This window comes from Luteimonas saliphila (genome assembly GCF_016774335.1).
GTDB lineage: Bacteria > Pseudomonadota > Gammaproteobacteria > Xanthomonadales > Xanthomonadaceae > Luteimonas > Luteimonas saliphila.
Genome location: NZ_JAETWA010000042.1, coordinates 436,196 through 460,305, shown reverse-complemented (window position 1 = coordinate 460,305; position 24,110 = coordinate 436,196). Strand labels below are relative to the sequence as shown.

Annotated in this window: 17 protein-coding genes and 1 tRNA gene; 4 read left to right on the top strand and 14 right to left on the bottom strand. The window is 71.9% G+C overall.

From position 1 onward, the window contains the following. From JMO03_RS21195 to mrcB, 3 genes are all read right to left on the bottom strand, one after another. On the bottom strand, nt 1-1,128 hold a 1,128-nt coding region (locus JMO03_RS21195; protein ID WP_238346184.1), incomplete at its 3' end, for an ATP-dependent DNA helicase. A gap of 1 nt (nt 1,129) precedes the next feature. Further along, the gene (locus tag JMO03_RS14585; RefSeq protein ID WP_202844445.1) at nt 1,130-1,657 is read right to left on the bottom strand and encodes a hypothetical protein; all 528 of its coding nucleotides are present in this window, start codon (nt 1,655-1,657) and stop codon (nt 1,130-1,132) included. A gap of 3 nt (nt 1,658-1,660) precedes the next feature. Beyond that, nucleotides 1,661-4,168, bottom strand: a complete 2,508-nt coding sequence (gene mrcB / locus JMO03_RS14580) for a penicillin-binding protein 1B (RefSeq protein ID WP_202844444.1) — start codon at nt 4,166-4,168, stop codon at nt 1,661-1,663. A gap of 126 nt (nt 4,169-4,294) precedes the next feature. Here mrcB and JMO03_RS14575 point away from each other — a divergent pair, with 126 nt between their 5' ends. Then, on the top strand, nt 4,295-6,403 hold the full coding sequence (locus JMO03_RS14575; protein WP_202844443.1) for a glycosyltransferase: 2,109 nt from the start codon (nt 4,295-4,297) through the stop codon (nt 6,401-6,403). 132 nt (nt 6,404-6,535) lie between these two features. On the opposite strand, the gene JMO03_RS14570 is transcribed toward JMO03_RS14575, so the two are convergent. Both JMO03_RS14570 and JMO03_RS14565 read right to left on the bottom strand, forming a co-directional pair. After that, nucleotides 6,536-8,077 carry a hypothetical protein gene (locus JMO03_RS14570; protein WP_202844442.1) on the bottom strand — a complete coding sequence of 514 codons (1,542 nt, stop codon included), beginning with the start codon at nt 8,075-8,077 and terminating at the stop codon, nt 6,536-6,538. 199 nt (nt 8,078-8,276) lie between these two features. Continuing rightward, nucleotides 8,277-10,493 (bottom strand): RelA/SpoT family protein, encoded by a 2,217-nt coding sequence (locus tag JMO03_RS14565; protein ID WP_202844441.1) that lies wholly within the window; start codon nt 10,491-10,493, stop codon nt 8,277-8,279. A gap of 50 nt (nt 10,494-10,543) precedes the next feature. On the opposite strand from JMO03_RS14565, the gene JMO03_RS14560 reads away from it, so the two are divergent. Further along, nucleotides 10,544-11,053, top strand: a complete 510-nt coding sequence (locus JMO03_RS14560; RefSeq protein ID WP_202844440.1) for a hypothetical protein — start codon at nt 10,544-10,546, stop codon at nt 11,051-11,053. 107 nt (nt 11,054-11,160) lie between these two features. On the opposite strand, the gene hrpA is transcribed toward JMO03_RS14560, so the two are convergent. Continuing rightward, nucleotides 11,161-15,279 carry an ATP-dependent RNA helicase HrpA gene (gene hrpA / locus JMO03_RS14555; RefSeq protein ID WP_202844439.1) on the bottom strand — a complete coding sequence of 1,373 codons (4,119 nt, stop codon included), beginning with the start codon at nt 15,277-15,279 and terminating at the stop codon, nt 11,161-11,163. A gap of 87 nt (nt 15,280-15,366) precedes the next feature. Between hrpA and JMO03_RS14550 the strand changes: the two genes are divergently transcribed. After that, complete coding sequence (locus tag JMO03_RS14550; protein WP_202844438.1) at nt 15,367-15,963, top strand: Dps family protein; 597 nt, start codon at nt 15,367-15,369, stop codon at nt 15,961-15,963. Nucleotides 15,964-16,100: 137 nt separating this feature from the next. After that, the gene (recQ, locus tag JMO03_RS14545; RefSeq protein WP_202844437.1) at nt 16,101-17,921 is read left to right on the top strand and encodes a DNA helicase RecQ; all 1,821 of its coding nucleotides are present in this window, start codon (nt 16,101-16,103) and stop codon (nt 17,919-17,921) included. A gap of 102 nt (nt 17,922-18,023) precedes the next feature. Here recQ and JMO03_RS14540 read toward each other — a convergent pair. From JMO03_RS14540 to JMO03_RS14505, 8 genes are all read right to left on the bottom strand, one after another. Next, nucleotides 18,024-18,099: transfer RNA gene (locus JMO03_RS14540), tRNA-Lys, on the bottom strand. A 47-nt stretch (nt 18,100-18,146) separates the two neighbouring features. Continuing rightward, complete coding sequence (gene queC, locus JMO03_RS14535) at nt 18,147-18,815, bottom strand: 7-cyano-7-deazaguanine synthase QueC (protein ID WP_202844436.1); 669 nt, start codon at nt 18,813-18,815, stop codon at nt 18,147-18,149. A 235-nt stretch (nt 18,816-19,050) separates the two neighbouring features. Continuing rightward, nucleotides 19,051-19,731, bottom strand: a complete 681-nt coding sequence (gene queE, locus JMO03_RS14530) for a 7-carboxy-7-deazaguanine synthase QueE (protein WP_202844435.1) — start codon at nt 19,729-19,731, stop codon at nt 19,051-19,053. A gap of 2 nt (nt 19,732-19,733) precedes the next feature. Then, the gene (gene ybgF, locus JMO03_RS14525) at nt 19,734-20,525 is read right to left on the bottom strand and encodes a tol-pal system protein YbgF (protein ID WP_202844434.1); all 792 of its coding nucleotides are present in this window, start codon (nt 20,523-20,525) and stop codon (nt 19,734-19,736) included. Between the two features lie 10 nt (nt 20,526-20,535). Next, nucleotides 20,536-21,063 (bottom strand): peptidoglycan-associated lipoprotein Pal, encoded by a 528-nt coding sequence (gene pal, locus JMO03_RS14520; RefSeq protein ID WP_202844433.1) that lies wholly within the window; start codon nt 21,061-21,063, stop codon nt 20,536-20,538. Between the two features lie 64 nt (nt 21,064-21,127). Next, a complete protein-coding gene (gene tolB / locus JMO03_RS14515; RefSeq protein ID WP_202844432.1) occupies nt 21,128-22,447 on the bottom strand; it encodes a Tol-Pal system beta propeller repeat protein TolB in 1,320 nt (439 codons plus the stop codon). 248 nt (nt 22,448-22,695) lie between these two features. Then, complete coding sequence (locus JMO03_RS14510) at nt 22,696-23,676, bottom strand: cell envelope integrity TolA family protein (RefSeq protein ID WP_202844431.1); 981 nt, start codon at nt 23,674-23,676, stop codon at nt 22,696-22,698. Next, nucleotides 23,666-24,109 carry an ExbD/TolR family protein gene (locus tag JMO03_RS14505; RefSeq protein WP_202844430.1) on the bottom strand — a complete coding sequence of 148 codons (444 nt, stop codon included), beginning with the start codon at nt 24,107-24,109 and terminating at the stop codon, nt 23,666-23,668. Before JMO03_RS14505 ends, JMO03_RS14510 begins: the two co-directional genes overlap by 11 nt. Nucleotide 24,110 lies beyond the last annotated feature (1 nt).

Here is a 24,110-nt window from a genome sequence, read left to right as displayed (position 1 = left end):
AAAAGTCGACTCCGACCCCGGCTTCGGCTTCGTCCAGCGCCCGAGCCGCGACATCATTTCCTGCGCGCGCGCGTGGCAGGCATCGAAGCCCGGCGAGGCTTCGCGCAGCGGCGCCAGCGCGTCGCGCAGCGCCGCCACCGCATCGCCCAGCGCGCGCAGGCCGTCGGCGAACGCGGACGACTGCAGCGCGCGCGCCTGGGTGCCGCGCATCGGCAGGCCTTCCATGGTCGCGCGCAGCCCGCGGGTGGCCTGCTCGAGGTCGCGCGACGGCGCCTGCACGATCGCCAGCGAGCCCGGCACGTCCTTGCTTTCGCCGAGCGCGTCGCGCGCCAGCTCCACCAGGGGCCGCGCCGACAGGCCCTCGCCGAAGAATTGCGCTGCCAGCTCCGGCAGCTGGTGAGCCTCGTCGACCACGAACGCCTGCGCACCCGGAAGGATCTCCCCGAAGCCTTCCTGCTTGAGCGCAAGATCCGCCAGCAGCAGGTGGTGGTTGACCACCACCAGGTCGGCCGACTGCGCCCGCTGCCGCGCCTGCACCACGAAGCATTCGCTCCACATCGGGCATTCGCTGCCCAGGCAGTTGTCGGCGGTCGAGGTGACCATCGGCAGCAGCGGCGAATCCTCCGCCAGCGCCTCGACCTCGGCCAGGTCGCCCATCTTCGTGCGCCCGCTCCAGGCGACGATGCGCTGGAACTGCGCGATCTGCTCGCGCGAGGTGAAGCGTGGTTCGCCCTTGGCGCGTTCGAGCCGGTAGCGGCACAGGTAGTTGGCGCGGCCCTTGAGCAGTGCGGTCTTCAGGCCGGTGCCGAGCGCGTCGCGCACGCGCGGCAGGTCGCGGTGGTAGAGCTGGTCCTGCAGCGCGCGGGTGCCGGTGGAGACGATCGCCTTCTGCCCCGACAGCAGCAGCGGCACCAGGTAGGCGAAGGTCTTGCCGGTGCCGGTGCCGGCCTCGGCGAGCAGGGTCTCGCGGCCGCCGAGCGCGTCCGCCACCGCCGCGGCGAGCCGCTGCTGGGCCTCGCGCGCGGCGAAGGCCGGGATCCGCTGCGCCAGCAGGCCGCCTTCCGACAGCGCGGCGGAACTGCGGGCGGCGAGCGTGTCCGCGCCTTCCGTGGAAGCGGCCGCCGTCATCTCAGAACCGGTTGGGCCCGGCGACCTTGCAGCCCTCGACCTGGTGCCTGGCGGACGCCGCGCCGGCGGCATCGCCGGCGGCCAGGCGCACCTGTTCGATCGTCGCCCAGTGGCGTCGGCACAGCGGCCCCACCTGCGCGCCGAGCGCGAACGCGCGTTCGGCGAGCGCGCCGGCGCGCTCGTAGTCGCGTTGCAGCAGCGCGGTTTCGGCGCGTTCCTGCAGCAGCGCCGGATCGTCTGCGACGATCGCCAGCGCACGATCGAGCGCGGCCGCGGCCTCGTCGTAGCCGCCCTGCGCACGCGCCTGCTGCGCCTGCGCGCGCAGGTCCTCGACCATCGGGTCGCGCAGCGGCTGCACCGCCAGTTCGCCTTCGCCGCTGCCTGCCGCGGCGTCGATCGCGGCGACCATCTGTTCCGGCGAAGCGGACGTGAGCGCCACCGGCTCAGGCGCGGGCGGTGCGGTGGTGCAGGCGGCGATGCACAGGGCGACGGCGAGGGCCGCGATGGCGGGGGTGGAGTTCGATCTCATGACTTACTCGTTGGGGACGGGTGCCGGGGACGCCGGTGCCGGCGCAGGTGCGGGAACAGGCGCCGGCGGGGCGGCCGGCGGCGTGTCGGGCTGCGGTTCGCGGCGGCCGAATCCGAACCAGTCGCGCCAGCCCCGCGAACGCGTCTGCTGCGCATCCGGCGATCCCTGCGCGGCGCCATGCGGATCCGCGCCATAGGGATCGGCGCCATAGGGATCCGGCGGCGCGTACGAGGCGCAGGACGCGTACGGCGGCGCGAAGCCGGCGACGAAGGCGAAGCGGCGCGCGCCGGGGCACTCGGCATCCGTGGTGTTGGACTGCAGTACCCACTGCCAGTCCAGGCCCTCGTTGCCGACCCGCAGCGGTGCGCTCGGCAGGTGCGCGAAGATCCCGGACCAGACCCGCATCGCACCGGTGGCGCCGACCAGGCCGGTCTGCTCGTTCTGGTCGTTGCCGACCCACACCACCGCGAGGTGGTCGCCGGTCCAGCCGGCGAACCAGCTGTCGCGGCCGTCGTTGCTGGTGCCGGTCTTGCCGGCGGCGCCGAGCCGGCCGAGGCCGTCATTGACCAGGCGCCGGCCGGTGCCCGAAGTCACCGCGTGCTGCAGCGCCAGGGTCACCAGCCGCGCCGCGATCGCATCGCCCTCGGTGGCCGGCGCGGGCTCCTTGTCGTAGCGCTTGACCACCCGGCCTTCGGGATCGAGCACGCCGCGCACCGCGTGCAGCGGCTGGATCTCGCCGCCCGAGGCGAGGAACTGGTAGAGCTGCGCCATCGCGTACGGGCTCTGGTCGACCGAGCCCAGGATCAGCGAGGGATTGCCCGGCGCCTCGATCCCCGCCAGCGTCCTCACCAGGTCCGCCAGCCGCTCCGGCCGCACCTGCATACCGATGCGCACCGTGGCCTGGTTGTAGGACTGCGCGAGTGCGTCGATCGCGCGCACGGCGCCGTGGCTGCGCCCGTCGGAATTGCCCGGCGACCAGCGCTTGCCGTTCTCGAGCGTCACCGTGACCGGCGAGTCGTCGACCCAGGTGGCCAGCGACCAGTCGCGCGGGCTGGCCAGCGCCAGCAGGTAGACGAAGGGCTTGAGCAGCGAACCCACCGGCCGCTGCGCCTCGACCGCGCGATTGAAGCCGTGCACCGTCGGCTGGCGGCTGCCGACCACCGCGATCACCTCGCCATCGTGCACGTCGGTCACCACCAGCCCGGTTTCGAGTGGCGGGCGCTTGCCTGTCTGCAGCGATTCGACGGTCCGCGTCACCGAGGCTTCCGCGTACGCCTGCGCCGACGGCGACATGCCGGTCATCACGCTCAGCCCCGCGCCCTGCAGCGCGTCGGCCGGATAGTCGCGCGCCAGCTGCCGGCGCACCAGGTCGACATAGGCGGGAAAGCGGTTGGCGGCGACGCTGCCGGGGGAACGGGTGACGCCGAGCGGTGCCTTCACCGCTCGGTCATGCGCAGACTGGTCGATCAGGCCGGTCTCGAGCATGTTCGCCAGCACGAAGTCGCGTCGCGCCTTCGCCCGCTGCGGGTGGCGGCGCGGATCGTAGTGGGACGGGCCGCGCACCATGCCGACCAGCAGCGCGACATGCTCGGTGTCCAGGTCCTCCAGGCGGCGCCCGAACCAGAACTCGGCGCCCGCGGCCATGCCGTGGATCGCCTGTGCGCCGCGCTGGCCGAGGTAGACCTGGTTGAGGTAGGCCTCGAGGATGGTGCTCTTGTCGTAGCGCGCTTCCATCAGCAGCGCGTACAGGATCTCGTTGAACTTGCGGCTCCAGGTCTGCTCGCGGCCGATGCCCAGCAGGCCGCTGCGCGCGAGCTGCTGGGTGAGCGTGCTCGCGCCCTGCTTCTTCTCGCCCGAGCGCAGGTTGACCCAGGCCGCCCGCGCCATACCGCTCAGGTCGATGCCGTGGTGGTGGGCGAAGTCGCGATCCTCGACCGCCTGCAGGGTGTCGGTCACCAGCGGCGGGACGTCCTCCACGCGCACCAGCCGGCGCTCCTCCTGCTGCTGGCCGTAGAGGGTGGCGATGCGCGCCACGTCCAGGCGCGCGGCCCTGATCGCCTTGCCACTGCCCAGGTCCTTGAGGCCGCCCACCCGGCCGCCGGAGAGCGTGGCCTCGATGCGGCTGGGGCCGACGACCCCGTCGACATCGCGGAAGCCGCGGCTGGCGATCGTCCAGCGGCCGCCATCGCGCTCGTAGGTGCCGGCGCGCACGCCGTCGCCTTCGCGGTAGGAGGCCGCGTCGAGTTCGGTCTTGAGCGTCTGCGCGTCCATCGCCAGCCCCGGCGCGAGCCGCAGCGGGCGCGCGTACACGCGCGTGGGCACCTGCCATCTCAGTTCGCCGAAGCGTTCGCTGATCTGGTGGTTCAGATACAGGGTATAGGGGACGAGGAAGCCGATCCCCAGTCCGACCAGCGCCAGCGCCCCGGTGGCGAGCCTGCGGCGCCAGTCGCTGCCGGACACGCCGGCACGGCGATCGTCGTGGTCGTCTTCGTCGTACTCGATGCGCGCCATGCACTCCGGAACCTGCACCGGCGTGGAGCCGCGGAATGCGACAATCGGCGCGATGTGGAGTCTAGCCCAGCCCCGCCACCACCGGCCGCCCGTCGCGACCCCGCGGTCAGCTGGAGTTGCGGGCGCATGAGGTTTTCGCTGGACGACCTTCGCCTGCTGCTGGCCAGGAGCACGGGGCTCATTCGACGTGGCGCGGCGAGCCTGCGCACGCGCGGCTGGCGGCGCAGCTGGGAGCGGGTGAGGTTGCAGTTCGCGCGCGCGTCGACGCCGTCGCGCATGCCGACGGTAGCGGCCGACGCGAGCCCGTTCTCGGCGTTCGCGCTGCCGCAGGCCAGTGCGCCCGCCGCCAGCGTCGTGATCCCGGTGCACGGGCAGTGGCCGCACACCCTCGCCTGCCTGCGCGCGATCGCGGCGCACCCGCCGCTGCGGGCGACCGAGATCATCGTGGTCGACGATGCCTCTCCGGACGACACCCTCCGCTACCTTCCGCAGGTCTCGGGGCTGCGCATCGTCACGCGCGCAGCGAATGGCGGCTTCATCGCCGCCTGCAACGATGGCGCGGCCGCCGCACGCGGCGAGCTGCTGGTGTTCCTCAACAACGACACCGTGCCCCAGCCCGGCTGGCTCGACGCGCTCCTCGACACCTTCGCCACGCACCCGGACACCGGCCTTGCCGGCGCGCAACTGCTGTACCCGGATGGCCGCCTGCAGGAAGCCGGGGGCGTGGTGTTCGCCGACGGCAGCGCCTGGAACTACGGCCGCTTCGAATCGCCGGACGACCCGCGCTTTTCCTACGTGCGCGATGCGGACTACCTCTCCGGCGCGGCGATCGCGATCCCGCGGGCGCTGTTCGAGCGCGTCGGCGGCTTCGACCCGCGCTACGCGCCGGCCTATTACGAGGACACCGACCTCGCCTTCGCCGTGCGCGAGGCCGGGCTGCGGGTGCGCTACCAGCCGGCGGCACGCGTGGTCCACGACGAGGGGGCGACCGCCGGCACCGACCCGTCCGCGGGCGCCAAGGCCTACCAGGCACGCAACCGGGCGATCTTCTTCGCGCGCCGCTCGGCCGCGCTGGCGTCGCACCTCGCGCCCGGCCAGGTGCCGACGCCGGCGCTGCTGCACCGCGGCCAGCGCCAGGTGCTGGTGGTCGACGGGACCACGCCCACGCCCGATCGCGATTCGGCCTCGCTGCGGCTGCTGAACCTGATGCGCCTGCTGCGGGAGGAAGGCGCCCATGTGACCTTCCTGCCCTCCGACCTCGCCCATGCAGGCGCATACACCGAGGCGCTCCAGGAACTCGGCATCGAGACCTGGTACGGTCCCTACGCGGGCCGCCTGCCTGCCTGGTTGCGCGAACACGGCCCGCGTTTCAACGCGGCGATGGTCAGCCGGCACTACGTCATGCGTGAACTGCTGCCGCTGTTGCGCCGGTACGCGCCGCGCGCGCGGCTGGTATTCGACAGCGTCGACCTGCATTTCTTGCGCGAGACGCGTGCGGCCCGGCTGGCGGGCGATGGCGCGCTCGCGCGCAACGCCGCCCGCACGAGGGCGCTCGAGATGGACGTGGTCGCGCGCAGCGACCTGACCACCGTGGTCAGCGCGGACGAGGCGAGCGTGCTGGCGCGCGAGTTGCCGGGGGCGCGGGTGGAAGTGCTGTCCAACGTGCACGAGATCGCGGGCACCGGTCTGCCGTTCGACCGGCGCCGGGATCTGGTGTTCGTCGGCGGATTCCGCCATCCGCCGAATGCGGACGCGGTGCGCTGGTTCTGCGACGCGGTGTTTCCCGAGGTGCGCACCCGCCTGCCCGGCGTACGCTTCCACTGCATCGGCGATGGGCCGCCGGCGGAGATCCTCGCGCTCGCGCAGCGCGACGGCGTACTGGTCCATGGCCACGTGGCCGACCTGGACCCGTACATGGACGGCTGCCGGATCGCGGTCGCCCCGCTCCGCGTGGGCGCCGGGGTCAAGGGCAAGATCAACCTGAGCATGGCGCACGGGCAACCGGTCGTGGCCACGACGATCGCCGCCGAGGGGATGCACCTGCGGCCCGGCATGGATGTGCTGGTCGCGGACGAGGCGAAGGCATTCGCCGACGCGGTGGTGCGCCTGTACGAAGATGAGGCGCTGTGGTCGAGCCTCACCCGCAACGGCCACGACAACATCGCACGTCACTTTTCCCCGTCGGCCGCACGTGCGGCGGTGCGCCGCGTCTTCTTCGACGACGGTCCGGGCTGACCCCAGACAGGCGCGCCGGTTCGCGGGGCGCCTGCAGGCAGAAGCGCATCCGCGGCGGCACCGGGCGTCGATCCGCGAACGCCGTCACGCGCGCCGGTCCCGCCGGGAGGATGCGCCGAACGCCGGGCCCGGTCATTCCGCGGGCGCGGAGGCGGTGCGCAGCCGACGCTCGAACTCGCCCAGCCCGGGACTCGACGGATCGAGCGAGCGCGCGGTGTCGAGCGCGGTCCTGGCCGGCCCCAGTTGCCCGCCCGCGAGCCTTTCGTCGCCGATCGCAAGCCAGCGTTGCGCCAGGCGCCCGCGCGCCTGACCGAGCGCGCCGGCCTCGTCGCCGAGCGCGTCGCGCGCATCCAGGCAGCGCCGCGCGCGGGCGAGGTCGTTCGCGCTGAGGTGGCGCTCGAAGCAATCGCGCGCCGAGGGCAGCAGGCGCGCGACCGCGCGCCGCACGTCGGCATCGCGAGGGGCGATGGCTTGCGCCGCGCGCAGCCTGTCGTAAGCGCTCTCGCCGGGCGGCGTCAGCAGGTCGCCGCGGGCCTCGGCGTCCGCGGCCTGGCGCAGCAGTTCGGGGACGCGTCGCGCCGGATCCGGGCCGTTGCCGGCAGCCTGCAGTTGCGCGAGCCTGCGGCGTGCGCGATCGACCGCCACCTGTGCGGAGGTTGCCGCAGCGCCGTCCGGCGCCAGTGCGCGGGCCTTCGCGAGCGCCGCCTCGGCCTCGTCGAAATGGAAATCCGCCGCCAGCCGTTGCGCCCGCACCGCAAAGGCCCGGGCGGCACGGCGCAGGCCCTCCGCGGCAGCGGCATCCGTCGGGTCGTAGCGCTGCAGGCGCTGCCAGGTCGCGACCGCCTCGTCGATGCGCCCGCGCGTCAGGTCGGCGTCGGCACGCCGCCGCAGCGCATCGAGTTCCTCGGTGAAGCGGGCCTGGGTATCGGGCAGATCGACATGCCCCGCGTCGTACCGGCGCGCGGCCGCGATCGCGGTGGCGGCCGCGGCGATGTCGCCTGCGCGCAGGTCGCGCCTGGCCTGTTCGAGCAGCGCGCTCAGGGCGTCCTCGCGCCCGCGCAGCGCATCGGGCCGCCCGGGGTCGAGTTCGAGCACACGCGCGTACAGCGGCAGGGCCGACTCGTCGTCCCCATGCAGGCGTCCGGCGAGGCGGGCGGCCTCCGCTCGCGAGACCAACCCGTCCAGGCCCGCGACCGCGGCTTCGCGCCTGCGCAGCCGTTCGGCGACGGCATCGGCGCGCCCGCGCGGAATCGACAGTTGGCGCGCCAGCCGCAGATTCGCGTGCGCCTGCTCGAAACGACCCTGCTGTTCGGCCGAGGCCGCCTGCGCGAGCGCCGCCTCCGCCACGCGCGCCAGCCCTGCGCGCGGTTCGACGCGGTCCGGATCGATCGCCATGGCCGCCTCGTACAGTTCCCGCGCGCCGCTGCCGTCGGCGGCGGTCAGGTGGCCGCGCGCCAGCGCCTGCGCGGCCTCGCCGGTGAGCGTATGTACCCGCGCCTGCGGCCACAGCCGCTCGCCCATCGGTCCGCGCAGCAGCACGGCCACCAGCACCAGCGCCGAGAGCAACGCGAGCCCGGCGATCCACCAGCCGTGCACGGGAGACGGCGGCCGGGGTCGCGCGTCGGCCGCGCGCCCGCGCGCCTCGAACCGGAGGTCGCGAAGGTCGCCGACCACGGGCTCCCGGCGGCCGCGAGGCCGCGCGTCATCGCCCGCCGGTGTGCGTTCCCGAGTCACCGGCGCAGCTTACGGAGCGCGGCTGAACCCTTGCGTGAAACGTGCGGCGGAGACATGTTTCATGGTCCGGGCGGTTCATGCCCGCCCGCCGCGGGCCGTGGGCGTCGAGGCGGCCGGGCGGCGGGGGCGCAGTCACGCGCTATTCCCGCCTGGCCTGCTCGACCCCGGGCAGGCTGTCGAGGCGCGCCAGCAGCCGCGAGAGTTGCTCGTAGCCGTCCACGCGCAGCCGCAGCCGTAGGCGCATGCGTCCGTGGCGGCTGGCCTCGCTGTGGATCGCGAGCACATGCGCGTCCTCCTGCGCGATCAGGTTGCTGACGTCCTTGAGCAGGTGCCGGCGGTCGACCGCGTCGACCACCGCCGTGGCCTCGTGCAGGCCGCCCTGGCGCCCCCAGTCGACCGGCAGCACGCGCTGCGGCTGCGCTGCCGCCAGGCGCAGGAACGCGGCGCAGTCGGCGCGGTGCACGCTGACCCCACGCGCGCGGGTCAGGTAACCGGAGATCGGCTCGCCGGGTAGCGGATGGCAGCAGCGGGCGATCTGCACCAGCAGGTTGTCCACGCCGACCACGGTGACCCCCTCCGCCGCGGCCTTCGGCACCCGCCGCGGCTGGCGCGGCATGAGCGTCGACGTCGCCGGCGCTTCCTCGGGCCGTGCCTGGCTGCGCTCGTGGTCCTGCAGCGCACGTCCGACCTGGTGCGGGCCGACATCGCCGAGCGCCACCAGCACCAGCAGCTCGTCGACCGCGGCCACGTTGAACTTCGCCAGCACCGGCTGCAGCTCCGCGTGCAACAGACCCATGCGCCGCAATTCGCGGTCGAGCATCTCGCGGCCGGCCTGCAGGTTGCGCTCGCGGTCGAGCCGGTGGAACCAGCTGCGTACCTTCTCCCGCGCGCGCGGGCTGGCAAGGAAGCCGTTGGCGGCCACCAGCCAGTCGCGCCGCGGCTCGGGTTCCTTCGCGGTGAGGATCTCGACCCGGTCGCCGCTGTGCAGCTTGTGGTCGAGCGGCACGATGCGCCCGTCGACCTTGGCGCCCCGGCAGCGGTGCCCGACCATGGTGTGCACGTGGTAGGCGAAATCCAGCGGCGTGGCGCCGCGCGGCAGGTCGACCACCTCTCCCGCGGGCGTGAGCACGTAGATCCGGTCCTCGACCAGCTCGGTGTCGAAGCCGCCGGCCAGCGCCGCCTCGCCCTCGCCCTCGCCGTGCGCCTCCAGCAATCGCCGCATCCATTCGATCTTGCGTTCCAGCGCGGCATTGCCTGCCGCAGATCGCTGCGGGCCGCCGCGGCCGTCGTAGGCCTGTTCCTTGTAGCGCCAGTGGGCGGCGACGCCGAGTTCGGCCAGCTGGTGCATCTCGCGGGTGCGGATCTGCACCTCCAGGGTCTTGCCCTCGGGCCCCACTACCGCGGTGTGCAGCGAACGGTAGTCGTTGTGCTTGGGCCGCGCGATGTAGTCGTCGAACTCGCCCGGCACCGGCGCCCAGAGCGCATGCACCACGCCCAGCGCGGCATAGCAGGCGGGGATGTCGTCGACCAGCACCCGCATCGCGCGCAGGTCGTAGAGCTCGCCGATCGGCACGTCCTTCTTCCGCATCTTCTTCCAGATGCTGTAGATGTGCTTGGGCCGGCCGGCGATCTCGGCGGCGACGCCCTGCGCACGCAGGGCTTCGTCCAGCTGCGCCTTGACCTGCTCGATGTAGCGCTCGCGGCCGGCGCGCTTGTCGTCGAGCAGCGCGGCGATGCGGCGGTAGGTGTCGGGCTCCAGGTAGCGGAACGCGAGGTCCTCCAGCTCCCACTTCAGCTGCCAGATGCCCAGGCGGTTGGCGAGCGGCGCGTGGATGTCGCGCGTCAGCCGCGCCAGCCCGCGGCGCTCCTCCTCCGGCAGCGTCGTGGCGTGGCGCATGCGCGCCAGCTGGCGCGCGAGCAGGATCGGCACCACCCGCAGGTCGCGCACGATCGCCAGCAGCAGCCGGCGCAGGCCTTCGGTATTGCCGGGGCCGGCCGCCTGCGCGTGCAGGGTCCAGACCTGGTTGGCCGCGCGCTGTCCTTCGAGCAGGGCGGCGACCGCCGCATGGCGCGGCGGCAGCGTGGGCTCCACCTTCTGCGCCAGGCCGGGCAGTTCGAACAGCAGGGCGGCCGCCACCGTGTCGCCGTCGGCGCCGAGCAGGGCCAGCGAGGCGAGCGTGTCGCGCAGGATCGCGGGCGAGACCGGCTCGGTGGAGACGGCGGCTTCGCCTCCGGCCCCGCCCTCCAGCGCGGCCCGGCGCAGCGCATCGCGCAGCGTCGACGCGATGGCCGACGCCGCGGGAAGCGCGAGCCAGCTCTCGATGCCGGGCGGCGGGGCAGCCTGCACGAACGTCATCCGCGGGAAAGAAGCCCTACACTATCCGCGTCGCGCCAGGAGGAACAGCCATGCGTACGCTCCATTTGCTGCTGCTTGCCACGCTGCTCGCCCTGCCGGCGCTGGCCCTCGCGCAACAGGCACCACCGATCGAACAGGCCATGTCGGCGGAAGAGTTCAGGGCCGCCGGGCTGGACAAGCTCAGCAGCGAGGAACTGGCACGCCTGAACACGTGGCTCGACCGGAGGGTGCAGCAGGAGACTTCCGCTGCGGTCGCGGCCGCCACCGAGCAGGCACGCGAGGAAGGCCGCAAGGAAGTGGTCGAGAAGAACCGCGGGTTCTTCCACTTCGGTTCGGAAGAGCCCATCGAAGCGAACATCGTCGGGGAGTTCAACGGTTTCGGAAGCCGCAAGCGCTACCGGCTGGACAATGGCCAGGTGTGGGAACAGACCGATGCGGCGACGCTCGCCGGTGTCCGCAAGTCCAATCCCAAGGTGCGGATCAAACCCGGCCTGATGGGCGCGTGGTGGATGAGCATCGACGGCTACAACACCCGGGCGAAAGTCCAGCGCGTCGAGTGACCCCGTGGCCCGCGCGCACTCGCATGCCGGCCTCGGGGTCCCGGGATGGCGGGTCCCACACGCACTCGATATGGTGATTCGGCACTTCCTTCAGAGCGGATGGTCGCTCAGCCCTGCTGGTCGACGCGCACTGACGACCATCGCCCATCTCCAAGCGCCGCGATCCGTGCGGCCAGTTTCTTCGCAGTCGGCGCGCCGCGCGCGGCCAGTTCCTGGGCGTAGATCGACACCCGCAGCTCTTCCAGTTCCCAGCGCAGCGCATCGTGCTCGGCCGCGTCGCCGCGTCCGGACGCCGCGGCGTCCGCCAACGCGTCGACCAGCGGCTTGAGGTCGAGCATCCGCTGTTGGTCGCGCAGCGGATCGCGCTGGGCGCGTTCGGCACGGATCGCCAGCGCCTTGAGGTAGCGCGGATATCCCTCCAGCGCCGCCGCGGGCACGTCGCGCAGGAATCCGGGGTGCGCCAGCGCCGCGAGCCGGGCCTGCATGTCGTCCAGGTTGGCCCTGGCCCAGCCGATCAGCTGCGATTCCAGCTTCACGCGGATCTCCGCCACCAGCGCCAGGATCGACTCGGCCTGCGCAAGGCGGCGCATCGCCTCGCCGAACAGCGCGCGGGCGACCGCATCGCGGCGGGCGGCAAAGGCGTCTGCATCGCGGATCCCGCCGAGGTCGTCGGCCAGCAAGGCAGACAGTGCGCCATCGACGAGATCCTCACGTAGCCTGTCACCGCCGCGCCCGGGGCGCGTCGCGTCGCCGGTCGATTCGATCGCCGCATACAGCAGGGCGGTCTTTGCGAGCACCGGAAGCTGCTTGCGCGCCTGCTTCACCCGGTCCTGCAGCGCGATGACGAGCAAGCGCCGCACGCCCTGCGGGTGCAGCCTCGCGGCATGCGCGCGATCGGCGTGCACGCCCAGAACCGCGCTGTCGCCTGCGTCCTCCAGCGCCGGCCAGGCGCGCACGCCGCCTGCGCCGGGAACCGATTCGGGGATCGGCGTCGCGGGAAACTCGCGCAGGCCCGACTGCGCCAGTCCTTCCGAGGCGCGCGCGGAGAACGCCTCGGCGGCGCGCGCCCCGAAGCGCTCGCGCAATTCGTCGAGGTCGCGCGATTCGGCGAGCACCTGCGCGCCTCCGCGCGCATCGGGATCGACCAGCCGCAGGTTCGCGCGCAGGTGCGGCTCGAGCGCCGATTCGTCGAAATCGGTGGGCGCCACCTGCACGCCGGTCATGCGCGCGAGGAAGCGCGCGAGGGTGCCGGCGAATGCATCGGGCTCGTCGCCGCGGTGAGCCTCGGCGAAGGCGCGCGCGAAATCCGGCGCCGGCACGAAGTTGCGGCGCAGCGCCTTGGGCAGGCCGCGGATCAGCGCCGCCGCCTTGTCGGCGACGAAACCCGGTGCCAGCCACGACAGGCGCACCGGGTCCAGTGCGTTGAGCAGGTGCAGCGGCACCGAGACGGTCATGCCGTCGTCTGGCGCGCCGGGTTCGAACCGGTAGCGCACCGCGAGCCGCGCGTCGCCGAGTGCGATGAAGGCGGGGAAGCGCACCGCATCGGCGCCCTCGCCCATCAGCAGGTCGTCCTTCGACCAGGCCAGCGCCCGGCGGGCTTCCGCCGACTGTTTGCCATGCCACGCGTCCAGCGAACGCGCGTCGACGATCTCCGCGGGGATGCGGTCGGCGTACCAGCGCTGCATCCAGTCCTCGTCGACGACCAGGCCGGCCCGGCGCTGCTTGGCCTCCTCCTCGCGCGCGTCCTCCAGCATCTTGAGGTTGCGCGCCAGGAACGGGCTGCGCAGGTTGATCTCGCCGCTCACCAGGCCATCGCGCAGGAACAGTTCGCGCGCCTCGAGCGGATACAGGCGGCCGTAGTCGACCGGCCGCTTCGGCGCCAGCACCAGCCCGAACAGGCTCACCTGTTCGCTGCCGAGCACGCGTCCCTGCGCGCGCGACCAGCGCGGATCGTGGTGCCGCCGCGCCAGCAGGTGCGGCAGTTCGGCGATCGCCCAGTCCGGCTCGATCGCGGCATTGGTCATCGCCCAGACCTTCTCGGTATCGAGCAGGGTCGCCGACAGCACCCACGGCGGCGGCTTGCGCGCCAGCGGCGAGCCGGGGAACAGCTGGAAGCGGCGCCCGCGAGGGCCCTCGAAGATGCCGCGCTCGCCGAGGTGGCCGATCTGTGTCGGCAGCCCGGCGATGAGGGCGCGGTGCAGCGCGGCATAGTCCTGCGGCGTCAGCGCGACCGACGCGGGGCCGGCGTCGCCGGCGAGCTTCGGTCCCGGCGTCGCCCGGTCGCGCAGGGAGCCCTGTTCGTTCTCCGCTGCCGCGGGTTGCGTCGACCACCCGAGCTCCTCGCACTGCAGCTTGAGCTGGCGGTGCAGCTCGCGCCATTCGCGCATGCGCAGGAAGCCCAGGAAGTGCTTCTCGCACCACTTGCGCAGCTGCGATTGCGTGAGTTCCTCGTGCGCCTCGCGATACGCCTCCCAGAGGCGCAGGATGCCGACGAATTCGGATTTCGGATCGGCGAACAGCGCATGCGCGTTGTCGGCCGCGGCGCGCTGGTCGGCCGGTCGCTCGCGCGGATCCTGGTTGCCCAGGAACGCCGCGATCGCCAGCATCGCGTGCAGGCAGCCGTGCGCCTTCGCGGCCACCAGCATCCGCGCCAGCTTCACGTCGACCGGCAGCCTCGCCATCGTGCGGCCGATGTCGGTGAGCCGGCGCTGGCCCTCGACAGCGCCGAGTTCGGCCAGGTGCTGCCAGCCGTCCGCGACCGCGCGCGGATCCGGTGGCTCGACGAACGGGAAGGCGTCGATGTCCCCGAGCCCCAGGAACAGCATGCGCAGGATCACGCCTGCCAGCGCGGCGCGGCGGATCTCCGGGTCGGTATACGCCGGGCGCGACTGGAACTCGGCTTCCGAATACAGGCGGATGCAGGTGCCCGGCGCGATGCGGCCGCAACGGCCCTTGCGCTGGTCGGCGCTGGCCTGCGACACCGGCTCGATATGCAGGCGGTCGAGCTTCTGCCGCGGGCTGTAGCGCTTGATCCGGGCCAGTCCCGGATCCACCACGTAGCGGATGCGCGGCACCGTCAGCGAGGTTTCGGCGACATTGGTGGCCAGCACGATCCGCCGCTGCGGGCCGGGGTTGAACACGCGGTCCTGGTCGCGCGCAGAGAGGCGCGCATACAGCGGTACGACCTCTGTGTGCCGGTACTTGCGCCGTTCCAGCGCCTGGTGCGCCTCGCGGATCTCGCGCTCGCCGGGCAGGAACACCAGGGTGTCGCCGGTGCCGCGCTCGTGCATGATCTCGTCGCAGGCGGCGACGATGCCGTCGAGCATCGAGATTGGGGCCGAGATGGGGTCAGAGTCGACTTTTCCGCGGGTCCTGATCGCCTCGTCGACCCCTCGGGGAAAAGTCGACTCTGACCCCGGTTTTCCCCCTTCCCCTCCCAACGGCCGGTAACGCACCTCCACCGGATAGCCGCGACCCTCCACGTCCACCACCGGCGCATCGTCGAAGTGGGCCGAGAAGCGTCCGGTGTCGATCGTCGCCGAGGTCACGATCAGCTTCAGGTCGCGGCGCTTGCGCAGCAGCTGCTTGAGGTAGCCGAGCAGGAAGTCGATGTTGAGGCTGCGCTCGTGCGCCTCGTCGACGATGATCGTGTCGTAGCGCGACAGCCAGCGGTCCGAGGCGATCTCGGCCAGCAGGATGCCGTCTGTCATGAACTTGATCGCGGTGTCCTCGCCGACCTGGTCGTTGAAGCGCACCTGGAAACCGACCAGCCCGCCCATCGCTACCTGCAGTTCCTCCGCCACCCGGCGCGCGACCGCGCGCGCGGCGATCCGCCGCGGCTGGGTGCAGCCGATCATCCCGGCCACGCCGCGGCCGGCCTGCAGGCACAGCTTGGGCAACTGCGTGGTCTTGCCCGAGCCGGTCTCGCCGGCCACCACCACCACCTGGTGCGCCCGCACCAGTTCGACGATGCGCTCGGCGTGCGCCGCGATCGGCAGCTCGGGGGCGACCGTCGAGGTCGGGATGCGCGCGGCCTTGGCCTCCCGCGCCGTCAGCGATGCCTGCAGCGCCGAGGCGAACGCGTCCTGCGCCGCGACCTGCGAGGGATTCGCGTTCCAGCGCGACCACAGCCCCAGCAGCCTGCCCCGGTCGCGCGACAGGCCAGCCTCGATCGCGCGACGGGCCTGCTTTAACGCAGCCGTCGCGGGAGCGCGCCTAGAATCCATCGCCACCCTTGCAAAGGCGCCGGCAAGTCTCATATTCGTTCCGCATCGGCGTATTGTCGCCAAAATCCAACCGATTCCGAGGTCCCCATGTCTAAGACCAAGCCCGCGAAGCCCGCCAAGACCGCGAAGGCGGCGAAACAGTCCAGGGACGCCAAGCCGGCCGTCGCCATCTCCCCCGCGGCTTCGCCCGCCGCCGGCGGCACCGGCCCGGCCATCGACATCGGCATTTCCGACAAGGATCGCAGGCAGATCGCGAAGGAGCTGTCGAAGTTCCTCGCCGACAGCTACACCCTCTACCTCAAGACCCACAACTTCCACTGGAACGTGACCGGGCCGATGTTCAACGCCCTGCACAACATGTTCGAGGCCCAGTACACCGAGCAGTGGACCGCGCTGGACGACATCGCCGAGCGCATCCGCGCCCTGGGCTTCAACGCGCCGGGCTCGTATGCCGAGTTCGTCAAGCTCTCCTCGATCACCGAGGAGGCCGGCGCCACCGAGGCCCCGGAATGGCGCGAGATGGTGCGCCAGCTGGTGGTCGGCAACGAAGCGGTCTGCCGCACCGCGCGCAAGGCGCTCGACGTCGCCGACGACGCCGACGACGCCCCGACCGAGGACCTGCTCACCCAGCGCCTGCAGACGCACGAGAAGTACGCCTGGATGTTGCGCTCGCTGCTGCAGTAGGCACCCGCTGACGCCGGTGCGGCCCGCCCACGGGGCGCTCCGGCCGGTCGCACGGAGCGCGTTCGCGCGACCTGCGCCGACACGGCCGCGGCCGGTTTTCTGACGGCATCGGGCGCAGGCGACGGTATCCTGAGCACATGAAGGAATCCCCCGAGGCGCTGCTGCGCCGCGTCTTCGGCCATGCCGCGTTCCGCGGCGAGCAGGCGGCGATCGTCGACCACGTCGCCAGCGGCCAGGACGCGCTGGTGCTGATGCCCACCGGCGGCGGCAAGTCGCTGTGCTACCAGCTGCCGGCGCTGCTGCGCGAGGGCACCGCGATCGTGGTCTCGCCGCTGATCGCGCTGATGCAGGACCAGGTGGACGCCCTGCGCCAGCTCGGCGTGCGCGCAGCCTGCCTCAATTCCACGCTCGACGCCGACACGGCCCAGGCCGTCGAGCGCCAGCTGCTGGCCGGCGAACTCGACCTGCTGTACGTCGCGCCCGAGCGACTGCTGACCCCCCGCTTCATGTCCCTGCTCGACCGCGCGCGACTGGCCCTGTTCGCGATCGACGAGGCGCACTGCGTGTCGCAGTGGGGGCACGACTTCCGGCCCGAGTACCGCGAACTGACCGTGCTGCACGAGCGCTGGCCCGACGTGCCGCGCATCGCGCTCACCGCCACCGCCGACCCGCCCACCCAGCGCGAGATCGCCGAGCGCCTGCAGTTGCAGGACGCGCGCCGCTTCGTCAATTCCTTCGACCGCCCCAACATCCGCTACACCGTGGTGCACAAGGAGAACGCGAAGCGCCAGCTGCTCGATTTCCTGCAGGCCCACCGGGGCGCCGCCGGGATCGTGTACTGCCTGTCGCGGCGCAAGGTCGACGAGACCGCGCAGTTCCTCGCCGCGCAGGGCATCGACGCCCTGCCCTACCACGCCGGCATGGACGCCGCCACGCGCGCCTCGAACCAGCGTCGCTTCCTGCGCGAGGAAGGCGTGGTGATGGTCGCGACGATCGCCTTCGGCATGGGCATCGACAAACCCGACGTGCGCTTCGTCGCCCACGTCGACCTGCCCAAGTCGATCGAAGGCTACTACCAGGAGACCGGCCGCGCCGGTCGCGACGGCGAACCCTCGGATGCGTGGATGTGCTACGGCTTGGGCGACCTGGTGCTGCTGCGGCAGATGATCGAGCAGTCCGACTCCGGGCCCGAGCGCAAGCGCCTGGAGCACCGCAAGCTCGATGCGCTGGTGGGCTACTGCGAATCGATGCGCTGCCGGCGGCAGGGACTGCTGGCGAATTTCGGCGAATCGCATCCGGGCGCCTGCGGCAATTGCGACAACTGCCTGCAGCCACCCGAGGCCTGGGATGCCACCGAGCCGGCGCGCAAGGCGCTCAGCTGCGTCTACCGGACCGGCCAACGCTTCGGCGCCGCGCACCTGATCGACGTGCTGCGCGGCGGCGACGGCGAGCGCGTGCGCCAGTTCGGCCACGACCGCCTGGGCGTGTACGGCATCGGTACCGAGCTCGACGCGCGCGCCTGGCGCGGCGTGTTCCGGCAACTGGTCGCGCACGGCCTGCTCGAGGTCGACGCCGAGGGCCATGGCGGCCTGCGCCTGGCCGAGGCCAGCCGCGCGGTGCTGCGCGGCGAACAGCCGGTGATGCTGCGCAAGCCGGTCGCGCGCCGCGCCAGGACGGGCGGTACGCGCGGCGAAGCCATCGCCGACCTGGCGCCCGCCGACGTCGGCGCGTTCGAGGCCCTGCGCGAGCTGCGCGCGCGCCTGGCCCGCGAGCAGAACGTGCCCGCCTACGTGGTGTTCCACGACAGCACGCTGCGCGCGATCGCCCGCGAGCGGCCGTCGGACCGCGACGCGCTCGGGCGCGTCGAGGGGATCGGCGCGGCCAAGCTCGAGCGTTATGCCGATGCGGTGCTGGAGGTGCTGCGGGACGCGGACGCGACCGTCGCAACGGCGCATTAGCCGAGCTGCGCGTGGCGACATACGACTGCCGCGAGTGCCATGGCGGCGGTCACCCCCACCGGGCATTCCGGCCGGGCGCCGCGGATCGTGGGGCGGGAAAGCTGGTGGGTCGTGATGGATTCGAACCATCGACCAGCGGATTAAAAGTCCGATGCTCTACCGACTGAGCTAACGACCCGTCATGTGCCGGCATTGCGCCGGGAAACGCATTCTATCGCATCGTCCTCAGGGCACGTAGCGCGTGGGATCGGGGATGCCTGCGGCGGCGAAACCTTCGGCACGCAGCCGGCAGGCATCGCAATGGCCGCATGCGCGCCCGTCGCCGTCGGCGCGGTAGCACGACACGGTCTGCGCGAAATCCACGCCGAGCCGCTGGCCCTCGCGCACGATGTCGGCCTTGCCCAGGCGCAGCAGGGGCGCGTGCACGCGGATGCCCGCGCCTTCCACACCCGCTTTCGTGGCCAGGTTGGCGAGTCGCTCGAAGGCCTCGATGAACGCCGGGCGACAGTCGGGATAGCCGGAGTAATCGACGGCATTGACCCCGCAGAACAGGTCGTTCGCGCCCAGCACCTCGGCCCAGCCGAGCGCCAGCGACAGCATGATCGTGTTGCGCGCGGGCACGTAGGTCACCGGGATGCCCGGGCCGCCGGCATCGGGCACCTCGATGTCGGCGGTCAGCGCGGACCCGCCGAACGCGCGCAGATCGACCGTGACGGTCTTGTGCTCGACCGCTCCGAGCGCCCGCGCCACGCGTTGGGCGGCGTCGAGTTCGGAGGTGTGGCGCTGTCCGTAGCTGACGCTGAGCGCATGCAGCGCGAAGCCCTGCTCGCGGGCCATCGCGAGCACGACGGCGGAATCCATTCCGCCGGAGACGAGGACGACTGCTTTTTTCATTTCGGGAATCGGGAATCGGGAATCGGGAATCGGGAATCGGGAATCGGGAATCGGGAAAGGCTAAACCCTTGTCATCCCGAGCGCAGCGAGGGATCCTGGCGGCGCCGCGAGAAGCAGATCCCTCGCTGCGCTCGGGATGACATTCCGGCGGCGCGAAACCGCTCGGGGCCGCGTCGGACTGCAACCACTGGCCCCCTGCGCATCCGCACGAAAAGCGCCCGAGAACGTCGCCTCGTCACCGCCCCGGCGCGTCGTTCCACAGCAGCTTGTGCAACTGCATCTGGAACCGCACCGGCAGACGGTCGGCGACGATCCAGTCGGCCAGCGCGGTCGGCGACAGTTGGGACTTGCTCGGCGAGAACAGCACCTCGCAGCGCGCGTGCAGCGCGCGTTCGAGCACGATCCCGCGCGCCCATTCGTAGTCCGCACGATCGCACACCACGAACTTCACCTGGTCGTGCGCGCTCAGCAGCGGCAGGTTCTCCCAGCGGTTGCGCCCGGCCTCGCCGGACGCCGGGGTCTTGATGTCCAGCACCCGCGACACCCGCCCGTCGACGCCGGAGATGTCGATCGCCCCGGAGGTTTCCAGCGACACGACGTGGCCGGCATCGCACAGCCGCGACAACAGGCCGAGGCAGCGCTTCTGCGCGAGCGGCTCGCCCCCGGTCACGCAGACGTGGCGCACGCCGTGGCGCGCCACTTCCGCGACGATGTCGTCGACATCCCACCACTCGCCCCCGTGGAAAGCGTAGGCGGTATCGCAATAGGTGCAGCGCAGCGGGCAGCCGGTCAGGCGCACGAACACGGTCGGCCGGCCGGCGTCGCGCGCCTCGCCCTGCAGCGACAGGAAGATCTCGGTGATCCGCAGCCGGTCCGCCGCCGACGCGGCAGCCGCGTCGGGCGCGACCGCGGACACGGCTAGCGCGTCACGCGCGCAAGCTGGATCGCGTGCAGCCGATCCTCGGCGGTGCGCGCCGCGTCGGTCCCGGGAAACCGGCTCGCCACCCGGGACAGGGTGTCTTCCGCGCCATCGAGATCGCGCAGCCCGTACTGCGACAGTCCGACCTTGAGCAATGCGCCGGGCGCCTTGTCGTGGGTGGGATAGCGATCCACGAGCGCCTGGAACTGTTCGCGCGCGAGGTCGTAGTTCTGGGTGACGTAGTAGCTCTCGCCCAGCCAGTAGCGGGCGTTCGGCGCGTACACGCCCTCAGGGTGCGCCTGCAGGAAGGCCTGGAACAGCTGCGCGGATTCCGCGTAGTCGCCGGCCTTGAGCGCACCGAAGGCGGTGTCGTAGGCGCCGCGCTCGTCGGCGCTGTTGGCCAGAAGTCCGGGATCGCCATGGACCGTCGGTGGCGTGTCGCTCGGCCCCGCGGCGGCGGGCGGCGGCGTCGCGGGAGCCCCCCCTTCCTGTACCGGCAGCGCACCGCCCTCCAGACGGTTGAGTCGACCATCCAGATCCAGGTACTGGCTGCGGCTGGTGGAACGGAGTTGTTCGTTGGTCTGCTGCAGTTCCTCGATCTGCGCCCGCAGCGCCTGCACCTCCGAGCGCAGTGCGGTCAACTGGTTGAGCAGGTCGACGTTGCCGCGGTTGTCGGCGGCGCGCTGTTCGAGCACGGCCACGCGGTCGGCCAGACTCGCACGCTGGGCAGACGCGGGCGCGGCGGCCACGAGGGCCGCCGCGAACACGATTGGAACGATGATTGCGCGCATTCTGTGCCGCTTACTTCGCCGTGTACACGATCTCGACGCGACGGTTGCGGGCCCAGCAGTCCTCGCTCGACTCGGTGCAGGTCGGACGCTCCTCGCCGTAGCTGACGACGGTCAGCTGGGCGCCGGAACCACCGTTGGCCTGCAGGGCCGACGAGACGGCGTTGCCGCGACGCTCGCCCAGGCCGAGGTTGTACTCGCGGCTGCCGCGCTCGTCGGCATTGCCTTCCAGGGTGATGCGCGAGGACGGACGGTCGCGCAGGTACTTGGCGTGGCACGACATCGCCGCCTGGAACTCCGGACGCAGCGCGTCCTGGTCCAGGTCGAAGTAGACCACGCGCTGGCGCAGGCAGGCATCGGTGTCGAGGTCGGACGGACCGTACGCGCCCGGCGTGGTCGGACCGGGATCGGTCACGCCGCCGGTGGACGGGCCGGTGTCGGGCGGGGTTTCCTTGACCTTCTTGGAACAGGCGGCCGCGGCGACGCACATCACGGCGATCAGCAGGGCCTTGCCGAGCATGGCGGGCTTGTTGGTATTCATTTCTCGTCGATCCTCAGGCGTTGTAACGGACATTCAGGGTGATGGACTGGCTGTGCAGAACATGTCAGCGCTGGGAACGGTACGGACCCCAGGCCGGTTCGCGTACGTCGCCGTCCGCGAGGACCAGGCGCTGACGGACGCGGCCATCGGCCGAGACAGCATACAGGACACCACGCCGGCCTTCACGCGCCGCGTAGAGGAGCATGCTGGCGTTGGGCGCGAAGCTGGGCGACTCGTCCAGCGACCCCGGCGAGAGGGTGGACCAGCGTGGCGAACCCATGCTGCGATCCATCACCGCGATCCGGTAGGTATTGCCCGAGCCCTGCGCCACGGCGATCTTCTGTCCGTCCCAGGAAATGCTCGGGTCGGCGTTGTAGTTGCCCTCGAAGGTCACCCGGGTGGCGCCGCCGCCCGAGGCCGGCGTCTGGTATATCTGCGGGCGCCCGCCGCGGTCGGAGGTGAAGTACAGGGTGTTGCCGTCCGGGCTCCAGGCCGGCGCGGTGTCGATGCCGAACTGGTTGGTGATCTGGGTCAGCGCCTTGCTCGCCAGGTTCATCACGTAGATCTCGGGGTTGCCGCTGCGCGACAGGGTGAGCGCCAGGCGACTGCCGTCTGGCGAGAACGCCGGGCCGCTGTTGATGCCACGGAAGCTCGACACCAGTTCGCGGCTGCCGGTGGTGATGTCCTGGATGTAGATCGAGGAATTGCCGCGCTCGAAGCTCACGTAGGCCAGCTTGCGGCCGTCCGGGCTCCAGGCCGGCGACAGCAGCGGCTCGTTCGAGCGCACCACCGTCTGCGGGTTGTAGCCGTCGGCGTCGGCGACCATGAGCGCGTAGCGGCTGCCCTGCCCGGCGCCGGTGGCGGTGACATAGGCGATCCGGGTCCAGAACGCGCCGCGCACGCCGAGGATCTTCTCGTAGATCGCGTCGGCCATCTGGTGGGCCACGTCGCGCATAGCGCTCGAACGCGCGGTCATCGCCAGGCCGAGCAGGCGCTGCTGCTTGGCGACGTCGAACAGCTCGTACTCGACCCGGTAGCTGCCCTCGGCCGCGTCGACCACGCGGCCGATGACCAGGAAATCCTGGCGCAGCGCACGCCAGGCCGGATAATCGACCTCCGCGCCGGTGGTCGGGCGGCTGGCGATGTCGCGTTCGGGCAGGGTGCGGAACTGGCCGGAGCGCTCGAGGTCGGCGCGCACCACCGCGGCCACGTCGGTCTCAGGCGCGGTCCCGCCGCCCTGGTAGGGCATCGGCACGACCGCGATCGGCAGCGCCGAGGCGTTGCCGCCGATGATGTCGATCTCCAGTCCCTGCTGCTGCGCGGCCGCGGCGAACGGCAGCAGCAATGCGAGCACGGCGAGCAGACAGCGTTTGGCGAGAGTCATCGGTAGGTCCTGGCGCGACGGAAAGAAGGCGGGCCACAGCTTGGCGGCGAATCGATACGGGAAGATGAACGGGGATGGACTCCGGGAATTTCCCCGCCGGACGCGGCGGCGCCATGACGCGGACCGCCGACCCGGACCTGGCCCGTCCCGAGCGATCGCGCACGCAAGCGTCCCGGTAGCGCGGGGTTCGTTCCGGGACAGACAGATATCGGGCGCGGCGTGAAGGCGTTGAGAGGACGCCAGGCCGGTCAGCGGTCCTGCGCTGTGAAGTTGAGCAGCAGGGTGCGCTGGAACACCGACTCGAAGCCGACGTACGGCAGCGGTTGCGCCTTGAGGACGGCGGCCTCGACCGAGCGCCGGCCGAGTTCGTCGTATGGACAGGACGGATCGACCTCGGCCGAGACCACTTCCCCGCCCGGGATCTGGCGGATGACGATGCGACAGCGCTGGCCGATCGGCACCGTCTCCGGTCGCGTCCAGTTGCGCAGGATCGCTTCCTGCAGCGCCGCGGCGTAACGCGCGGACAGACCCGTGTCCACGCCCTGGTTGCCGGGCGGCGGCGCGCTGGACTGTTGTGCCGCCGCCTGCTGCGAGGCCTGGCGCGCCTCGCGGTCGGCGAGCTGCTTCAACCGTTCCTCGGCGAGCCGCGCCTGCCGCTCCTCGCGCGCGCGCTCGGCGCGGATCCTTTCCAGTTGTTCCTGCGCCAGGCGCCGCTTCTGTTCGGCCTCCTCCTGGCGCTTGCGTTCGGTCAGGTCGATCTGCTCCTGGCGGCGCTTCTCCTCCTGCTCGCGATCGATGCGGGCGCGCTCGGCCTCGGCGTCGCGGCGCACTTCGTCCTGGTCGACCGGCGCCGGTTCCGGCACGCGCTCCTGCGGCGTCGGCTGCGGCTGGACCGGTGCATCCTCCGGCACGGGTTCGGGGATCGGTTGCGGCGGTGGCGCCACGTCCTCCTCCACCGGCTCCGGAACCGGCAGCACCGGCGCCGGCATGGGCTCCGGTTCGACCGCAAGCGCGCGTTCCACCGCCCGCTGCTCGGCGTCCGAGACGTCCAGCACCGCCTCCATCGACGGCGCGCCGGCGACGCTGATGCGGTCCGGGTCCCAGCTCAGCAGGGGCGAGAGCAGCAGGATCGCCGCCACCAGCAGGTGCACGACGACCGCCCAGGCGATCGCTCGGCCCAGGCCTTCGTCCTGCACGTGGGCAGGACGCGGAAACGCGTCAGCGTGCATCGCTCCTCGAATCCGTCCAGAGACCGACGTTGCTGACGTTCGCCCGGCGCAGCACGTCCATCGCATCGATGACGCGCTGGTAGGGGGCATCGCCCTGGGCGGCGACCATCACCCGGAAATCGCTGCCGCGCTGGGCGCGGATCGGGGCGAGCATCGCCTCCATCTGGGTGCGGTCGATCTCGCGCGGGTTGTCGTCGCCGGGCAGCTGCAGCCCCAGCCGACCGTCCGGATAGGCGATGACGATCACCGGGTCCTCGCGGTCCTGCATCGCCCGGGCGTTGGAGGACGGCAGCTTGACGTCGACGCTCAGGGTCAGCAGCGGCGCGGTCACCATGAAGATGATCAGCAGCACCAGCATCACGTCGATATAGGGCACGACGTTGATCTCGGACTTCAGCTTGCGCCGCTTGCGATGGATGATGCTTCCGGCCATG